Annotated in this window: 15 protein-coding genes; all 15 read right to left on the reverse strand. The window is 43.1% G+C overall.

Going from position 1 to position 17,253, the window contains the following annotated elements:
- Window positions 1-139: 139 nt before the first annotated feature.
- Window positions 140-700 carry a DNA-directed RNA polymerase subunit delta gene (gene rpoE / locus AJGP001_RS13990; protein WP_071153041.1) on the reverse strand — a complete coding sequence of 187 codons (561 nt, stop codon included), beginning with the start codon at window positions 698-700 and terminating at the stop codon, window positions 140-142.
- Window positions 701-1,346: 646 nt separating this feature from the next.
- Window positions 1,347-4,598, reverse strand: coding sequence for a fused isobutyryl-CoA mutase/GTPase IcmF (gene icmF, locus AJGP001_RS14000; RefSeq protein ID WP_078080671.1), 3,252 nt, complete (start codon window positions 4,596-4,598; stop codon window positions 1,347-1,349).
- A gap of 4 nt (window positions 4,599-4,602) precedes the next feature.
- Window positions 4,603-5,244 (reverse strand): TetR/AcrR family transcriptional regulator, encoded by a 642-nt coding sequence (locus AJGP001_RS14005; protein ID WP_071153039.1) that lies wholly within the window; start codon window positions 5,242-5,244, stop codon window positions 4,603-4,605.
- Between the two features lie 15 nt (window positions 5,245-5,259).
- Window positions 5,260-6,399: an acyl-CoA dehydrogenase gene (locus tag AJGP001_RS14010; RefSeq protein WP_071153038.1), complete on the reverse strand. Its 1,140-nt coding sequence runs from the start codon at window positions 6,397-6,399 to the stop codon at window positions 5,260-5,262.
- 16 nt (window positions 6,400-6,415) lie between these two features.
- Entirely contained in the window at window positions 6,416-7,552 is a 1,137-nt protein-coding gene (locus AJGP001_RS14015; protein WP_071153037.1) for an acyl-CoA dehydrogenase, read from the reverse strand.
- 17 nt (window positions 7,553-7,569) lie between these two features.
- Window positions 7,570-8,421, reverse strand: a complete 852-nt coding sequence (locus AJGP001_RS14020; protein ID WP_071153036.1) for a 3-hydroxybutyryl-CoA dehydrogenase — start codon at window positions 8,419-8,421, stop codon at window positions 7,570-7,572.
- Window positions 8,422-8,423: 2 nt separating this feature from the next.
- Window positions 8,424-9,617 (reverse strand): acetyl-CoA C-acetyltransferase, encoded by a 1,194-nt coding sequence (locus AJGP001_RS14025; protein WP_071153035.1) that lies wholly within the window; start codon window positions 9,615-9,617, stop codon window positions 8,424-8,426.
- Between the two features lie 349 nt (window positions 9,618-9,966).
- A complete protein-coding gene (locus tag AJGP001_RS14030; protein ID WP_078080672.1) occupies window positions 9,967-12,102 on the reverse strand; it encodes a (Fe-S)-binding protein in 2,136 nt (711 codons plus the stop codon).
- A gap of 274 nt (window positions 12,103-12,376) precedes the next feature.
- Window positions 12,377-13,054, reverse strand: coding sequence for an alpha-ribazole-5-phosphate synthase (locus tag AJGP001_RS14035; protein ID WP_071153034.1), 678 nt, complete (start codon window positions 13,052-13,054; stop codon window positions 12,377-12,379).
- Window positions 13,032-13,592, reverse strand: a complete 561-nt coding sequence (locus AJGP001_RS14040; RefSeq protein WP_245830199.1) for an ECF transporter S component — start codon at window positions 13,590-13,592, stop codon at window positions 13,032-13,034. The genes AJGP001_RS14035 and AJGP001_RS14040 overlap by 23 nt, the downstream gene beginning before the upstream one ends.
- Complete coding sequence (locus tag AJGP001_RS14045) at window positions 13,528-14,118, reverse strand: cob(I)yrinic acid a,c-diamide adenosyltransferase (protein WP_071153032.1); 591 nt, start codon at window positions 14,116-14,118, stop codon at window positions 13,528-13,530. The genes AJGP001_RS14040 and AJGP001_RS14045 overlap by 65 nt, the downstream gene beginning before the upstream one ends.
- Entirely contained in the window at window positions 14,090-14,518 is a 429-nt protein-coding gene (locus AJGP001_RS14050) for a bifunctional adenosylcobinamide kinase/adenosylcobinamide-phosphate guanylyltransferase (protein WP_071153031.1), read from the reverse strand. Before AJGP001_RS14050 ends, AJGP001_RS14045 begins: the two co-directional genes overlap by 29 nt.
- Window positions 14,470-15,054 carry a histidine phosphatase family protein gene (locus tag AJGP001_RS14055; RefSeq protein ID WP_071153030.1) on the reverse strand — a complete coding sequence of 195 codons (585 nt, stop codon included), beginning with the start codon at window positions 15,052-15,054 and terminating at the stop codon, window positions 14,470-14,472. The genes AJGP001_RS14050 and AJGP001_RS14055 overlap by 49 nt, the downstream gene beginning before the upstream one ends.
- Entirely contained in the window at window positions 15,027-15,797 is a 771-nt protein-coding gene (cobS, locus tag AJGP001_RS14060) for an adenosylcobinamide-GDP ribazoletransferase (RefSeq protein ID WP_071153029.1), read from the reverse strand. The genes AJGP001_RS14055 and cobS overlap by 28 nt, the downstream gene beginning before the upstream one ends.
- Window positions 15,794-17,251: a cobyric acid synthase gene (locus AJGP001_RS14065; protein ID WP_078080673.1), complete on the reverse strand. Its 1,458-nt coding sequence runs from the start codon at window positions 17,249-17,251 to the stop codon at window positions 15,794-15,796. The genes cobS and AJGP001_RS14065 overlap by 4 nt, the downstream gene beginning before the upstream one ends.
- Window positions 17,252-17,253: the final 2 nt, after the last annotated feature.

Genomic DNA, 17,253 nt, shown 5'->3' on the forward strand with positions numbered 1-17,253 from the left:
TGGTAAAAAATAAAAAGCGCTCCGCCTGCTGCATGCAGGGGAGCGCGTAAACTGTACGAATCATCTCTCCTATTGTAAGGAGCCCAAATAAAATATTATCCAGTCTGACCTCATAAGTCAAGGTGAAAAAATGTTCAGTTTACTTTAAGTCGTCCTCGTCTTCTTCGTCTTCATTATCGTCTTCGTCATCAATGATGTTGCCATCCATATCTTCAACGAGTACGTCTACATCTTCTTTGTCTTCATCCACATCGAAGTCTAGTACTTCAACAGGCGATTTGATCAAATCGTCTTCATCTTCGTCTTCATCGTCTTCACCGAAGTCCTCAAACTCCAATTCGTCTTCAAGTGCCAAGTCATCCAGATCGTCAAAGCCTTCATCATCCGACACTTTGGCTTTCTTTTTACGAGCTTTAACCGTTGGCGCAGATTCTTCTTCAATCTGTTCAACTGGGTACCACTCGCGAAGACCCCAACGGTTTTCGCCTAAAATCAAAAAGCGGCCGTCAATGTTCAAATCTGTATAAAACTGGACTAATCGATCTTTCATATCCTCTTTAGATAGGCTCAGTAACTTTTCAATTTCTGCAACCAATTCTGCATAGGTTTTTGTTTCATGTGTCTCTTGCAACATCGCATATGTCAAGTCAACAAACGACTCTTCTATTAGTTCTTCTTTAGATAATTCACGAATTTTCATTCCGTGCACGTCCCTTCTTCTTTCATAACTTAATTCATTATATACAAACTAACTAGTCTCCGCTACCGTGTATTCTTTTTTCTTGGATCTATTTGTCTCCAACCAAAATAAAATAAATAGATTGCTAGAATCATAAACGGAATTGATCCCAAAGCTTTATTGTACAGGAAGAAAATCAGTATGACACAGATTCCGATGATTATGTAGTGAATAGCTTTACGCATAGGATTCATCCTTCTTTTTTCAGATGTTGCACATTCTCTTAGTATACAGAAAACCTAAACGGATATCGACTGTCTATCCTTTTGAAAAAGAAAGTTCTTTAATTTGTGTTTTTCTATCAGATAAGCAGGATTTTTGTTGTGTGCGTTTTTTGTTGAAACTTGCGTCTTTCTCTCATTCCGTGCGTATTTCTCTCGCGCCGTGCGTATTTCTCTCGCACCGTGCGTATTTCTCTCGTTCCGTACGTATTTCTCTCGTTCCGTGCGTATTTCTCTCGTTCCGTGCGTATTTCTCTCGTTCCGTGCGTATTTCTCTCGTTCCGTGCGTATTTCTCTCGTTCCGTGCGTATTTCTCTCGTTCCGTGCAAAAAAGATGGAACACATGTCGTTCGACATGTGTTCCATCTTCTTTATCCAGCTTTTACTTACATATTGCGTCTGTATTGCCCGCCGACTTCGTATAAAGCGGTGGTGATTTGGCCGAGACTTGCGACTTTTACAGTTTCCATCAATTCTTCAAAGATGTTGCCGCCAGTTTTCGCTACTTGTTTCAAGCGATTTAACGCTTCATCCGAATCATGGCGTTCTTGGAAAGCGCGCAAGTTGCCGATTTGTGTTTCTTTTTCTTCTATTGTGGCGCGGGCGATTTCCATCGAGTTGATGTCATCGTCCGTTTGCGGATTCGGGTTCAAGTATGTGTTGACTCCGATAATCGGCAATTCGCCTGTGTGTTTTTTCATTTCGTAATGCATGGATTCTTCTTGAATTTTGCCGCGTTGGTATTGTGTTTCCATTGCGCCCAGTACGCCTCCACGGTCGTTGATGCGGTCAAATTCTGTCATTACCGCTTCTTCTACCAATTGGGTCATTTCTTCAATGATGAACGCGCCTTGTAGCGGGTTCTCGTTTTTCGAAAGACCGTGTTCTTTGGTGATGATCATTTGAATGGCCATTGCGCGACGGACCGATTCTTCTGTCGGTGTTGTGATGGCTTCGTCGTAAGCGTTGGTGTGCAATGAGTTACAGTTGTCTTGCAACGCCATTAACGCTTGAAGCGTTGTCCGGATATCGTTAAAGTCGATTTCCTGAGCGTGCAAGCTGCGGCCTGACGTTTGTACGTGGTATTTCAGCTTTTGGCTACGTTCATTGGCACCGTATTTATCGCGCATGACAACTGCCCAAATGCGGCGTGCTACACGTCCAATAACTGTATACTCCGGGTCTAGTCCGTTCGAGAAGAAGAACGACAAGTTTGGTGCAAAGTCATCGATTTTCATGCCGCGGCTCAAATAATATTCCACGTACGTGAAGCCGTTCGACAGGGTAAACGCTAATTGTGAAATCGGATTCGCACCCGCTTCTGCAATGTGGTAGCCAGAAATTGATACTGAATAGTAGTTACGTACTTTATGGTCGATAAAGTATTGCTGAATATCGCCCATCATTCGTAATGCAAATTCAGTTGAGAAGATACACGTATTTTGTCCTTGGTCTTCTTTTAGAATATCCGCTTGTACGGTTCCACGAACCACTTGCAGCGTGCCTTCACGAACTTCTGTGAATTCTTCTACAGTCAACGTGCGACCCAGTTTTTCTTCATTGATTTTTACTTGCTGATCAATTGCTGTGTTCATGAACATCGCCAAAATGATTGGCGCCGGTCCGTTGATGGTCATCGATACAGAAGTCGACGGTGCGCAAAGGTCAAATCCTTCATACAATTTCTTCATGTCATCTAATGTACAAATGGATACACCAGACTCGCCGACTTTCCCGTAAATATCCGGGCGGTGATCCGGGTCTTCGCCGTAAAGCGTTACCGAGTCAAACGCTGTTGACAAACGTTTTGCATCGTCGTCTTTTGATAAGTAATGGAAACGACGATTGGTGCGTTCAGGTGTACCTTCTCCTGCAAACTGACGTTTTGGATCTTCTCCAGCACGTTTGAACGGGAATACACCTGCTGTATAAGGGAATGAACCTGGAGCATTCTCCAAATAAACCCATGACAAAATTTCACCGTAATCAACGAATTTCGGCAAGACAACGCGAGGCACTTTAATGCCAGACAAGCTTTCTGTACGCAAAATGGTACGAATTTCTTTGTCACGTACCGTCGTAACAAACTCGTCCCCCGCATACATTTCTTTTAAGGCATCCCAGTTGTTTAAAATGCGTTTTGATTCGGCTGTTAGTTCATCACGAACACCTTCTGCAAGCGACTCGAGTGAAGCAACTAATGCATCATCCGGCGCTTTTTCTTTTACCGCTTCGATTGCTCCTTCTAATTGGAACAGACGACGTGCAAAAGCAGATTGCTCTTTCGTTTTCGCGTGATAGCCACGGATTGTATCCGTCAGTTCACGCAAATAATAGCGACGTTCGTTTGGAATAATGAGGTTTTCTTTTTGCGTTTTAACGAATTTGTCGTAATCCGTTTCCCAATCAGTTCCACATTTTTCATTAATCGTCCCTACTAATGCCGCAAACAACGAGTTCGTGCCTTTATCGTTAAACTGACTTGCGATGGTGCCGTAAACCGGCATATCATCTAGCTCTTTATCCCACAACAGGCGGCTGCGCTGGTACTGCTTTTGCACTTGACGAAGCGCATCTTGTGAACCGCTGCGTTCGAATTTATTGATACAAATCAAATCTGCATAATCAATCATATCGATTTTCTCAAGCTGTGACGGCGCACCAAATTCACTTGTCATCACATACATCGAAACGTCTGAGAAATTCGCGATTTCTGCATCGCCTTGACCAATTCCGCTCGTTTCAACGATAATCAAGTCAAAATCTGCTGCTTTCACAACATCCAATACATCACCGATTGCGCCTGACAATTCAGAACGCGAACCACGTGTTGCAAGACTCCTCATAAAGACGCGCTTGTTGAAAATGGCGTTCATGCGGATACGATCACCTAAAAGTGCCCCGCCCGTTTTTTGTTTGGTTGGGTCAATAGACAAAATGGCAATTTTTTTGTCTGGAAGTTCTGATAAGAAACGACGAATCAATTCATCTGTTAACGAACTTTTACCAGCTCCGCCTGTTCCCGTAATTCCAAGAATCGGTGTGTTTTTCGTTTGTTCACGAACCACCCTCAACAATTCATCTGTATCTGTATCTCGCGTGTGGGCTTCTTCAGCCGCTGTAATGACGTTCGCCAGTACAACCGGTTCTTCAGTTGTTAAGTTTTCAAAAGACTGATTTTCTTTTACCGTTGAGAAATCACATTCCTCAACAATTTCAGTGATCATGCCTTGCAAGCCTTTTTTACGGCCATCTTCAGGTGAAAAAATCCCCGCAACGCCGTAAGCTTCAAGTTCTTTGATTTCGCGTGGCAAAATAACGCCGCCGCCACCGCCGTAAATACGGATATGCGAAGCGCCTTTTTCCTTTAATAAATCATACATATACTTAAAGTATTCCATATGACCGCCTTGGTAAGAAGAAATACAAATGCCTTGTACGTCTTCTTGAATCGCTGCATTGACTACTTCTTCAACAGAACGGTTGTGCCCTAAGTGAATCACTTCGGCACCGCTCGACTGCAAAATCCGGCGCATAATATTAATCGACGCGTCGTGGCCGTCAAAAAGACTTGAAGCTGTAACAAAGCGAATATGATTTTTCGGCTGATAGGTTTTCGATTCTTCAATGATAGCCATTATATTAAGCCCCCTGTATTGAAATGTGTTCTCCTGCCATCCCCTGCAAAAGAAACTTAGTTTGGATATGGATAAATTCCTGAATGGTGAAATCATCTAAAGCCCAGCGTCTGAAAGCCCACATCTGTCCTTGTACAAATAAATGGTGAGCCGCCATGACCACTTCTTTGGGTGTCATGGCGATTTCGTTATTCTCGACGCATTGTGTCAGTAATCGTTCAAAAATTGCGACCATTTGGAGTTCCTTATTCAGCACGTAGCCCAAAGCGTCTTTTGGCAATGATTTGGATTCTTGGTACATGACAACAAATTCGTCTTGCATCTCGTCAATCAAAATGTAGTAATGTTCAATCGCCATCGTCAGAACGCTAACAGACCCTTGTTCGATATCAAGTTTGTCGAGACGTGCATGCACTTCGTCATAAATCGAGTCACAAACAAGATACAACACATCTTCTTTTGTCCGGATGTATTCGTATAAAGTTCCAATGCTAAAACCTGCTGCTTTAGCAATTTCTCGTGTCGTCGTCCGGTGAAAGCCTTTTTCTTTAAATAGCGTGACAGCGCCGCGAATCATTTGTTCACGACGCTTTTCTATTAAGCTTTCATCTTTCACGGAAGACTCAATCTCACGCTTTTTGTTCATAAGGCACCCCTCCGCTTATTTCGTGACCATCCGAGAAATAACAAGACGCTGAACTTCTTGTGTACCTTCGTAAATTTGTGTGATTTTCGCATCGCGCATAAAGCGTTCAACCGGGTAGTCTTTTGTATAACCGTAGCCACCGAATACTTGTACTGCTTCAACGGTCACTTTCATCGCTGTGTCACCTGCCATTAGTTTCGCCATTGCTGACTCTTTGCTATAAGACAATTTGTTCGACTCAAGCCAAGCAGCTTGATACGTCAACAAACGAGAAGCTTCAATTGAAGTTGCCATATCTGCTAATTTAAATGAAACTCCTTGATTAACCAAGATTGGCTTACCGAATTGCTCACGCTCTTTTGCGTAATCGATTGAAGCGTCAAGTGCGCCTTGCGCGATTCCAACCGCTTGAGCTGCAATTCCGTTACGGCCGCCGTCAAGTGTTTGCATCGCAATTTTAAAGCCTTGACCCAGTTCCCCTAAGACATTTTCTTTTGGTACGCGGCAGTTGTCAAAAATAATTTCCGTTGTCGGGCTTGAACGAATGCCTAGCTTGCGTTCTTTTTTACCGACCGAGAAACCTTCAAATTCTTTTTCGATGATAAATGCTGTCGTGCCTTTATGTTTTGATTCTGGATCTGTTACTGCGAAAACGACATAGATGTCTGCGATGCCACCGTTTGTGATAAAGATTTTCGAACCATTTAATACGTAATGATCGCCATCTTCTCTTGCCGATGTGCGCATAGAACCTGCATCAGATCCTGCAGATGGTTCAGTCAAACCATAAGCGCCGATTTTAGTTCCTTCAGCCATTGGACGAAGGTATTTTTGTTTTTGCTCTTCTGTTCCGAATGTATATACCGGCCAACCAGCTAATGAAGTATGTGCTGATAATGTAACGCCAGTTGATGCACAAACGCGTGATAACTCTTCAACTGCGATGCAATACGCCAAGTAATCTGAGCCAATTCCGCCATACTCTTCTGGCCATGGAATTCCTGTTAAGCCAAGTTCAGCCATTTTATCGAAAATTTCACGGTCAAAACGTTCTTCCTCGTCACGCTCTTCTGCAGTTGGCGCTACTTCTTTATTTGCGAAATCTCTTACCATTTTGCGGATCATTTGGTGTTCTTCAGATAGTTGAAAATTCATATTTTTATTCCTCCAATTATTTGGTTAGTTGTTTGCTTATTACAATACGTTGAATTTCACTTGTGCCTTCGTAAATTTCCGTTACTTTCGCGTCGCGGAATAGACGCTCAACTGGATAATCTTTTGTATAACCATAACCGCCGAATACTTGAATGGCTTCAATGGTTACGTCCATCGCTGCTTTTGAAGCGAAAAGTTTTGCCATTGAAGCTTCTTTATTACAGTCTTTACCTTTTGAATACAAATCTGCTGCGTTGTAAACCAACAGTTTTGCCGCTTCTACTTGTGTTGCCATGTCTGCTAGTTTAAAGCCAATACCTTGTTGATGAGTAATTGGTTTTCCAAACTGTACGCGTTCTTTTGCATAAGCTACTGCGTATTCATAAGCCGCTTCAGCAATACCAAGTGCCTGTGCTGCAATGCCAATACGCCCAACGTTCAAATTCGCCATTGCGATGCTGAATCCTTTATTTTCCTCGCCTAGTAGGTTTTCAGCTGGAACGCGCATGTTTTCGAATGTTAGTTGAACGGTTTTCGAACCATGCATTCCCATTTTCTTTTCGTTCTTCCCAATGATTAATCCCGGTGTGTCTTTTTCAACGATAAACGCTGAAATTCCACGAGATCCGGCAGCGGGTTTTGTAGAGGCAAAGACGATATACGTATCAGCTGCTCCACCATTCGTAATAAATACTTTTGAGCCATTTAATACATAGTCATCGCCGTCTAGAACAGCTTTTGTTTTCAAGCTTCCAGCGTCAGAACCAGCTGCTGGTTCTGTTAAACAGAAAGCTCCTAAGTATTCGCCACTTGCCAGTTTTGGTACGTATTTCTCAATTTGTTGTTGTGATCCGAAATTCAAAATCGGGTTTGTCCCAACAGACGTATGAACAGACAAAATTACGCCCACTACACTGCTTACTTTTGAAAGTTCATGAATAGCTGTGATGTAGGAAGTAAAATCCATTTCAGAACCGCCGTATTTTTCAGGTGCAGTAATGCCCATCAAGCCAAGCTTACCCATTTTCTTAATAATTTCTGTTGGGAATTCATCGTTTTCCATATTTTCGATAAAAGGAGCAATTTCTTCTTTTGCGAAATCTCGCACCATGTTGCGCATCATAAGTTGTTCATCTGTAAAGTGCAAATCCATAATGTTTCCTCCTAATGTTATGCGTAGCTGTAGAATCCACGACCGGTTTTCTTACCAAGCCATCCCGCTTTTACGTATTGGCGCAATAATGGGCTCGGACGATATTTGCTGTCACCGAATCCTTCATGCAGCACTTCCATAATATAAAGGCACGTATCAAGTCCGATAAAATCAGCCAATTCGAGTGGTCCCATTGGATGGTTCATGCCCATCTTCATGATGTCATCAATGGCTTCTTTTGTAGCGACACCTTCTTGAAGTGTGAAGATTGCTTCATTGATCATTGGCATCAAAATGCGGTTGGCGACAAACCCCGGGAAATCATTTACTTCTACTGGAGTTTTTGACAATTGCACAGTCATTTCTTCCACTTTTTTATACACTTCATCCGATGTCGCCAAGCCACGAATAATTTCCACCAACTTCATGATTGGCACTGGATTCATAAAATGCATGCCAATTACTTGTTCAGGACGGTTGGTTACTGCCGCGATTTCTGTGATTGGTAACGACGACGTATTTGTTGCGAGAATTGCGTGCTTTGGCGCTACTTCGTCGAGTGTTTTAAAAATGCTATGTTTAATCGCCATGTTTTCAACCGCTGCTTCAATGACAATATCGACATCGTGTGCGTCTTTTAAGTCTAGTGAAGATGTAATGCGGCTAAGAACCGCTATTTTTTCTTTTTCTGTCATGCGACCTTTTTCAACATTACGCGATAAATTTTTTGTGATTGTTGCAATCCCTTTATCATATGCTTCTTGTTTCATATCGTTTAACTTCACATTTAATCCTGCTTGTGCACAAACTTGTGCGATGCCAGAACCCATTTGTCCTGCCCCAATAACCATTACGTTTTGAATCGACATGCTTATTTTTCCTCCTTAGGAACGCTGATCATAATCGCGTCGCCTTGTCCGCCACCTGAGCAGATTGCTGCGATACCGATGCCGCCTCCGCGACGTTTTAATTCGTAAGCGAGTGTCAGAATAATGCGTGCACCACTTGCACCAATTGGGTGACCAAGTGCTACAGACCCCCCGTTGACGTTCACTTTTTCAGCGTCAAGTCCAGCAATTTTCGAGCTAGCTAATGCTACTGCTGCAAACGCTTCGTTAATTTCGAATAAATCGATGTCGTCTAACGATTTACCTGTTTTCTGTAATAGCTCGTTGATGACGATTCCAGGAGTTTCTGGGAAACGATGTGGTTCGATTGCGACTTCTGTATGTGAAAGAATGTGAGCCAAAACTTTTTTGTCTTCTTTTTGTGCTCGTTCTTCACTCATTAAGACAAGTGCCGCCGCTCCGTCATTAATTCCAGGTGCGTTTCCAGCAGTAATGGTACCATCTTTACCGAATGCTGGTTTTAGCTTTGCCAATGCTTCAATTGTTGAATTGGCGCGCGGAGCTTCATCCACATCAACTGTAATTGGATCTCCTTTGCGCTGCGGAATGTCGATTGCCACAATTTCTTCTGCAAACAAATCTTTTGCTTTGATCGCACGTTCATGCGAACGAGCCGACCATTTGTCTTGCTCTTCACGAGACAAGTCAAAGTCTTCAGCAGTTGAATTGCCGTAAGTTCCCATGTGAACACGGTCTGGGTGGAATGAGCATGACAAACCGTCATGGACCATGCCGTCAACGACTTGAGCGTCTCCCATACGAAGACCCCAGCGTGCTTTTGGTAAATAATAAGGTGCATTGGACATCGATTCCATGCCACCTGCAACAATAACTTCTTCATCACCTAAACGGATAAGTTGATCGGCTAATGTAACACTGCGCATACCCGATGCACAGACTTTATTGATTGTTTCAGATTTTACGTTGTATGGAATTCCTGCTTTTGTCGCAGCTTGACGAGAAGGAATTTGGCCTTGTCCTGCTTGCAGCACATTACCCATGATCACTTCTTGAACGTCTTCTGGTTGAATAGCTGCGCGGCTCATCGCGGCTTTGATGGCTTCTGCTCCAAGGTCACTTGCTGTTAGCGTGCTCAAGTTACCGCCGAATTTCCCAAATGCTGTACGTGCCCCGTCGATAATGACTGTTTTTGCCATGATGATTTTCCTCCCTTTATGCTTTCTTGAAAACGGTTTCAACTTCTTTTAAAAAAAGAAATACCTCTTATATTGTGTTCGGATATCGTGTAAACTACACGACTCAAACGCCATGCTCTTGCATGGGTCTACTAGCTTCGTGACAAATAAATCGCCCGAATTATTTTTAGTTCATTTAGTGACTGAACGCTCGCTCGATTTTTACCGAAAAGAAAAGGGAGTATTCTACTCCCTTTTTTTTATTGCTTATGCTGTTATTCTACTCAATCTTCTGTCATTAATCAATTATTTATTGCTGGCTCATTAATTTGACCAGAAGTACTCAAGAAAATCTTCACGAGGTTGCTAGTTATTGAACAATTGCTTCCGGCTCTGGTGCCATGTTTCCAAGAACCGCCATTTCCAATAGTTCAGCTACGTCGTATGTGCCAACTTGTTCTTCGACTTCTTTCGCTTTTGTTCCGTCTGATAACATTGTTAAGCAATACGGACAGCCAGAAGAAATCATCGTTGGGCTAACTTCAAGTGCTTGCTCAGTACGGGCAACGTTAACACGGTGGCCTACATCTTCTTCCATCCACATCATTCCGCCACCAGCTCCACAGCACATGCCGTCTTCACGATTACGTTTCATTTCAACTAATTCTACGCCTTCGATCGCTTTTAATATTTCGCGCGGTGCATCGTAAACATCGTTGTAGCGACCTAGATAACAAGAGTCATGGAACGTAATTCGCTCGTTTACCGCGAATTGTGGTTTTAGACGTCCCTCTTGAACGAGATCAAACAACATTTCCGTATGGTGATAAACTTCAACTTTAAAACCAAAATCCGGGTATTCGTTTTTAAAGATATTGTAAGCGTGCGGATCAATTGTGACGATTTTTTTCACTTCCGCTTTTTCAAATTCTTTAATATTAGCGGTTGCTAGTTCTTGGAATAAAAATTCATTTCCAAGACGACGTGGCGTGTCACCTGAGTTTTTCTCTTTGTTACCGAGAATTGCAAATTTCACACCCGCTTCGTTCATCAGTCGAGCAAATGACAAAGCGATCTTTTGCGAGCGACTGTCGAATGAACCCATCGAGCCAACCCAGAATAGGAATTCAAACTCTTCGCCTGCTTTGTTCATTTCTTTGACTGTCGGAATTTGAATATCTGGACGTGCATCTCTCCAATTTTCTTTTTCTTTACGGTTAAGACCCCAAGGATTTCCTTGACGTTCGATGTTTGTCATCGCGCGCTGCGCATCCGGATTCATTTTTCCTTCTGTCATTACTAAATAACGGCGAAGATCGATGATTTTGTCCACGTGCTCGTTCATAACTGGACATTGGTCTTCACAGTTTCGGCAAGTCGTACACGCCCAAATTTCTTCTTCTGTAATAACGTCTCCAATTAAGCTCGGGCTGTAAAGTTCGTCGATTGTAATACCTTCAGCGCCCGCAGCCATTGCCAACTGGTTTCCTTGCGTATTGTTGAATGCCATGGCCGGCACCCATGGTTTTTTCTGCGTCATGACAGCACCAGTGTTTGTCAGGTTGTCACGCAATTTTGTGATCAAATCCATCGGTGACAGCATTTTCCCTGTCCCTGTTGCTGGACACATATTCGTACAACGGCCACATTCTACGCAAGCGTAGAAATCGATCATTTGGCTTTGTGAGAAATCAGTGATTTTCCCGACTCCAAATGATGGCATTGCGTCTGGATCTTCTTCGTCTTCCATTTCTTCAAAGTTGATTGGCTTTAAGCGACCTACATGATCTACTCTGTGGAACCATGTGTTCACTGGTCCGAAGATCAAGTGAGCGTGTTTTGATTGTGGTACATAAACTAAGAACGTCAGCAGGAATAGCAAATGTGCCCACCACATCACGTAGAAAATCGAAATGGCTGCAGCTTCAGGTAACCAAGCAAATGCACCCGCGACTAAAGAAGCAACTGGTTCAGTCCAGGCAGCTTCATGGCCGTGCCAAATCATGTTCATTCCGTTACCGATCAGTACTGTTACCATTAATCCACCGATGAAAATAAGAACAAGTCCTGATTTCCATCCGCGTTTCAAGCGAACAAGCTTTTCAATATAGCGTCGGTAGAACGCCCAAATTACAGCAACCAAAATGGTTAACGTCACAATTTCTTGGAAAAAAGTAAACGCTGGGTAAAGAGGTCCAAGCGGTAAATGTGAATCTGGCGATAATCCCTTAATAATAAAATCAATAGCGCTCGCTTGAACTAACAAGAAGCCATAGAAGAACATAACGTGAATTGTCCCGCTCTTCTTATCTTTCAATAATTTTTTCTGACCAAATACGTTGACCATAACTTTACGCAAACGCTCGTTGAAATTTTCTTCAAACTCGACTTTTTTACCGAGTTGGATAAAATCATATCTCGACTTCAATAAATAGATGAAGAGATAAACTGCGTAAGCGGTTACAGCTATGAATAAAATCCAGTTTGCAATTAACAATGGTTCCATCGCGAGATCCCCCTTGTGTGTATATTCTAAAAATAACTTACTCAAAGTTTACGTGAATGACAGCAGCTTGTCGATACTATGTTCTATATTAAAATATGAATGAGCATTCAGTCAACTTATATTTTGAATAATTTTTAAATTGTCAGAGTTTACTTGTATTTATATAAGAAAAATTTGTTAGATGTACGCTGAAAAAATGCTAGGTACAGAACTCTCTTAACTTTCTACTCTTAAATAAAAAAGCATTATCCTAAAGAATGGATAATGCTTTTCCCTATCTAAACTCTATCTCAAAAAGATTTTCCCCAAAGTAACGCTGAGCGTATTCAGCTTTACTGTGCTGTACACCGACCAAAACACAGGTCGCCGGACCGCCAGAAGTTTCTGTGTTAAGCGCAGTGGATATTCCCACACGACGCTCCATCAACAACTCAAACTCTTGTGCGATTCCTTTTGAGCCGACTGGCCACATGCGTTCGATCAAGGCTGTTTCAAGGGCTGTCTTGAGGAGAACAAGATCCGCAATTTGATCCACCTTAGTCAGCACGTCTTCCCCAACAAGTGGAACACCATAAGCAAACCACCTAAGAGCATCTGCCGGCATAAAATTTCTTTTTCGTTTGCCAATCATTGTTACAGAAATACCCGATTGCAGCGTCGGCATATTGCTTTCTGTACTTCCCGAAATGGAGGGCACTAGCGTTTCTGCTTCAGTAAATAGTTCAGTGAGACCCGTAACGTAATCGTTCCACTCCGCAGCTCCACTAAAGTTATGAAGCAGCACTGCGTCTGGTTCGCTACCTGCAGCCCATTGTTCAAGTAACGCGACGCGTGCCGCAAACTTCGCAGTAATGGCATTAGGCGCATAGATGATGTCGTGCTGTTTTTCACCAATTCCTGCTGCATTGTCCGACGTAATGACAAAGTCATCAATCCATATTTCGTGACGCATAGTGTGAACCTCCACTAGCTTTTAGGACATACGGCATTAAAAGAGCAGCAACTGCTGCATTAATAGAAGCAGCAATTAACAGTCCTGGCACGGACGCATAAAAAAATGCGGGCGATAGTAAAAAGTAAAACGGCACTGCCGCTACTACTCCATTGCCAATAACAAATGCCAGCCATTTCAACCAATGCCTACCTGCTTGATGCAGTTTTGCGAACAGCCAAACAACAAGCCACATTTCGACTGCAATAATCAGGTGTAATGGTCCGAGTGGCATACCGCCAAATAGCGCCGAAATCAAGTGACCAAATGCCGCAATGGTAGCTGCCAGAGGTGCTGTAAAAAACAGCACCGCAATTAATGCGGGCATCGAATCGAGCGCAATAGACGTGATGCCAAGCGGAATTTTAATCATCCCGCCGATTGCCGATAAGCTAATAAATAACGCCGCAAGCGCTAATTTTTTTGTCGTCATCTCACTCGGCCGATTTCTTGCCGCGTCCGCCGCCTTTAAAGACTTTAGCGCTACGAACATATTCATTATCTGGCACACCTGCACGTGAATTGACGACACGCGATGCCGCAAATAGATAATCCGATAAACGGTTTAAATAACGTTGAACGACTAGTGGAAACTCTTCGCCTGATCTCATCAACGTCACTGTTTGTCGCTCAGCACGACGCGTAATCGTACGTGCAATATGCAAAGTTGCAGCTGCTGGTGATCCTCCTGGTAAAATGAATCGTTCAAGTAGTGGCGGTTCTTCCATTAGTTCATCGATGCGTTTTTCTAAAACTTCAACGGGTGCTTCCGTCATCTTAAAATTCGGCTCTTTTCGAACGTCAGCTAAATCTCCGCCGCAATCGAATAATTCGTTTTGTATCGCTTCTAGGTCTTCTAACAAATCGGCGTATTTTTCCGGTGCCAATTCCGTCATCGCCTTGCCAATAAACGAATTCACTTCGTCAATAGTGCCATAGGCTTCTACGCGTGGTGCATCTTTATCCGTACGTGCTCCGATTAAACTAGTTTGCCCTTTATCGCCTGTTTTTGTGTAAATTTTCATCTTGATCCGCCCCTTTTATTGTTTGTGGAATGCCGTACCAAATTCGTGTAATACTTTCTGCTTCATGAAATAAAAATTGATATAACCGGCCAAGAACGTCGCGCATTTCACGCTCGATCCGTTCAGTCGGCACGATGCCGCGATTCAAATCTGTCAGCACCCAAATTTGCAACAGTTGTTTCTGGCCAGCTATTTTCCTTACTTGTTCTATCATATACTGTTCTGAAAAACCTTGTTCAAGTTGTTGTCTCACCCAATTTTCTAAACCTGCAATAACGACGGTTTCTCGAGTTGCTATTTCAGGTAACCGAGCTTCATTCCAGTCAACATTATGGTTTTTCAATTGCTCTTTTACGTATTGCCGTTTGCCGTTAAAGGCTCCACCGAAAACGATGTGCATAATTCACGCTCCTCGAACGCTTGGCGACTCTGCCACGTTAACATGTGGCAACCACCATGCAGCGCAGTTTGATTTTGAAATTTGTCACCCAAAGCTTCAGCAATTAAGTAACGAATCGGTCCCCCGTGAAGAACGAGCGTAATCGCTTTACCTTCTGGCAGTTTCTTCAAACCTCGTTCGACTCGCTCCGCCATGTCAGCGAGACTTTCACCACTTGGTGGTCTGATCTGCCAAGGGTGATCTATCCAGTTCCGATACAGTTGACTACTTTTCAACTCATCGTAAGTTTTCATTTCCCATTGACCGAAATGACATTCTCGAAAATCTCTGTTTGCCTGGTAAACTGCATTGGGAAACAGGATAGCAGCAGTTTCTCGACACCGCTTTAAATCACTGCCCACAACTTTTTTTATCTGCAGGTCAGGCGTGGCTTTAAAGGGCAAAATGGATTCATCGGTCCAACCGATATAGCGTTTTTGTTCATTGCCTCGTGTAGCGGCATGGCGAATTAAACGAAGAACAAAAGACTGATCCATAATAAAATTTCCACTCCTTCCACATAAGCGCCGAACAAATCACCTGTAACACCGCCAAAATTCTTTAGGCACCAAGCGCGGTACAGCCAAAGTGAGACAAGTAATAGCATCAGCAAAATCAGCGCAATCCAACTAGTCGTACTCCAAACGGTCACAGCAAAGCTAAAACCCAGCCATGCAATCGCCAGTAGCCAGACGACTTTGTGATTTGTCCGTTGCTGAAAGAATGCTGCAAGTCCATCAAGTTTTGCTGACTTGGTTGAGCTGAACAAGACCAGCATGCCAATTCTTGAAAAAACAGGAATCCATAAAATCACTGCTAGAGAAACAGAGTCTACCGATTCGGCCACGATAATCACTTTTCCAACAATCGCCAGTAGTAACACCATCGTTCCAAAAGCACCAATCCGCGGATCTGCCATAATAGCTAAGCGTTTTTCTCGGTCTTGATAAGAAAAATAAGCATCGCCCGTATCTGCCAGTCCGTCCATATGCAATCCTCCGGTTACCACTAGGCCAATTGCGACAACGACAAAGCCGATTAGCAATGAACTGACATCCGTCGCATCACGTAACAACCAAACCGACACTGCTAAAACACTACCGAAAAGGATGCCTACTAGTGGCAGCATCGCATACATCGCCGTAATATGAATTTTTTCCATTGGTAATTGTTTTTTCACTGGGATCACTGAAAAAAATTGAAGCGCTAATAAAAGGCCTGTTCTTAGCTGCTGGCTCATTGATCGGCTTCCATTATTTCTATGACTTTCTCCCAGTCGAGATGACGTTTAACATGTCCTGCCCAGCGATCAAAAGGATCCTTCACTACTTCACGTGAAGGTATTGGTAGATTTTTCTGCCTTCGAATGGGTGCGAGAAACGCAGTACGGCAGTGTAGATCCTGGAAAAACCCATGTAGATGTGTGCCCAGTAGCCGATTATGAAAATATCCCTCTCCAATATCTCCACAATGCATAAGCGGATAAGCGGATGCTGTCACTTTACCGTGATGAATTTCATAACCTGCGACTTCAACTTCTGCATGTTCAAACTTTACTGTAGCTCTCTGGCGTCGAACCATTTTCTGCTTTTGAAACTCCACATGCATAGATGGGATCAAGCTAAATCCTTCTTCATTTTCTACTGCTGTGCCGTCGTAACCTTGTGGATCTGTTAAGGTTTCAGCAAACAGTTGAAAGCCTCCGCACAAACCGACAATCCATGTGTTGCCGTACAGTTCACTCAGTTTGGCTCCAAGCTTTTGCTGTTTCCAGTAGCGCAGATCTGCAATGGTGCTTTTCGTGCCTGGTAACAGCAAGATATCTGGATGTCCAATATCAGCAACTGTTTCAGCCCAACGAATGGTAATATCTGGTTCATTGAGAAAAGGTTCAATATCTGTGAAGTTTGACATATAAGGATGTTTGCAGACAACTAGTTCAATCGCATGTTCAACTCTGGATATCTGCTGAACAGCTTGAACTCCAAGCGAATCTTCTTGTTCGATTTCATGACGATCCATATGAGGAATAACTCCGAGTACCGGTATGCCTGTATACGATTCAAGAAAACGGATACCCTCTTCAAAAAGCTGTACGTCGCCTCTGAATTTATTAATGATTAGACCCTTAACTCGCTGTTTTTCGGGTATCAAAGCGAGCGTTCCGATAATCGATGCAAAAACACCACCTCGTTCGATATCGGCTACTAAAATTACCGGAACATCTGCACGTTTAGCAACCGTCATATTAACTATCTCGCGGTCGTTTAAGTTGACTTCAGCTGGACTCCCAGCTCCTTCAATAACTAGATGAGTAAAGTCTTGCGCCAAATTTGCTAGTGCTTGATCGATTGCTTTTAATCCTTTTTCGTAAAACTGTGCTCGGTAATCCATACCATCCATCGTTTCAAGTTTTTCACCAAATAAAATCACTTGCGATTTCATCCCACTTTCAGGTTTCAGTAAGATTGGATTCATGTCTACGGTCGCTAAAACACGCGCTGCTTCTGCTTGAACACCTTGCGCGCGACCAATCTCTTCGCCAAGTATTGTGACGTAGGAATTGTTCGACATGTTCTGCGATTTAAAAGGAGCTACTTCGAATCCTTCATCAGAAAAAATTCGGCAAAAAGCTGTACATATCATGCTTTTTCCGACATCTGATGAAGTTCCTTGAATCATTATTCCACGCATTT

Origin of the sequence: Planococcus faecalis (genome assembly GCF_002009235.1) — a bacterium.
GTDB classification, from domain to species: Bacteria; Bacillota; Bacilli; order Bacillales_A; family Planococcaceae; genus Planococcus; species Planococcus kocurii.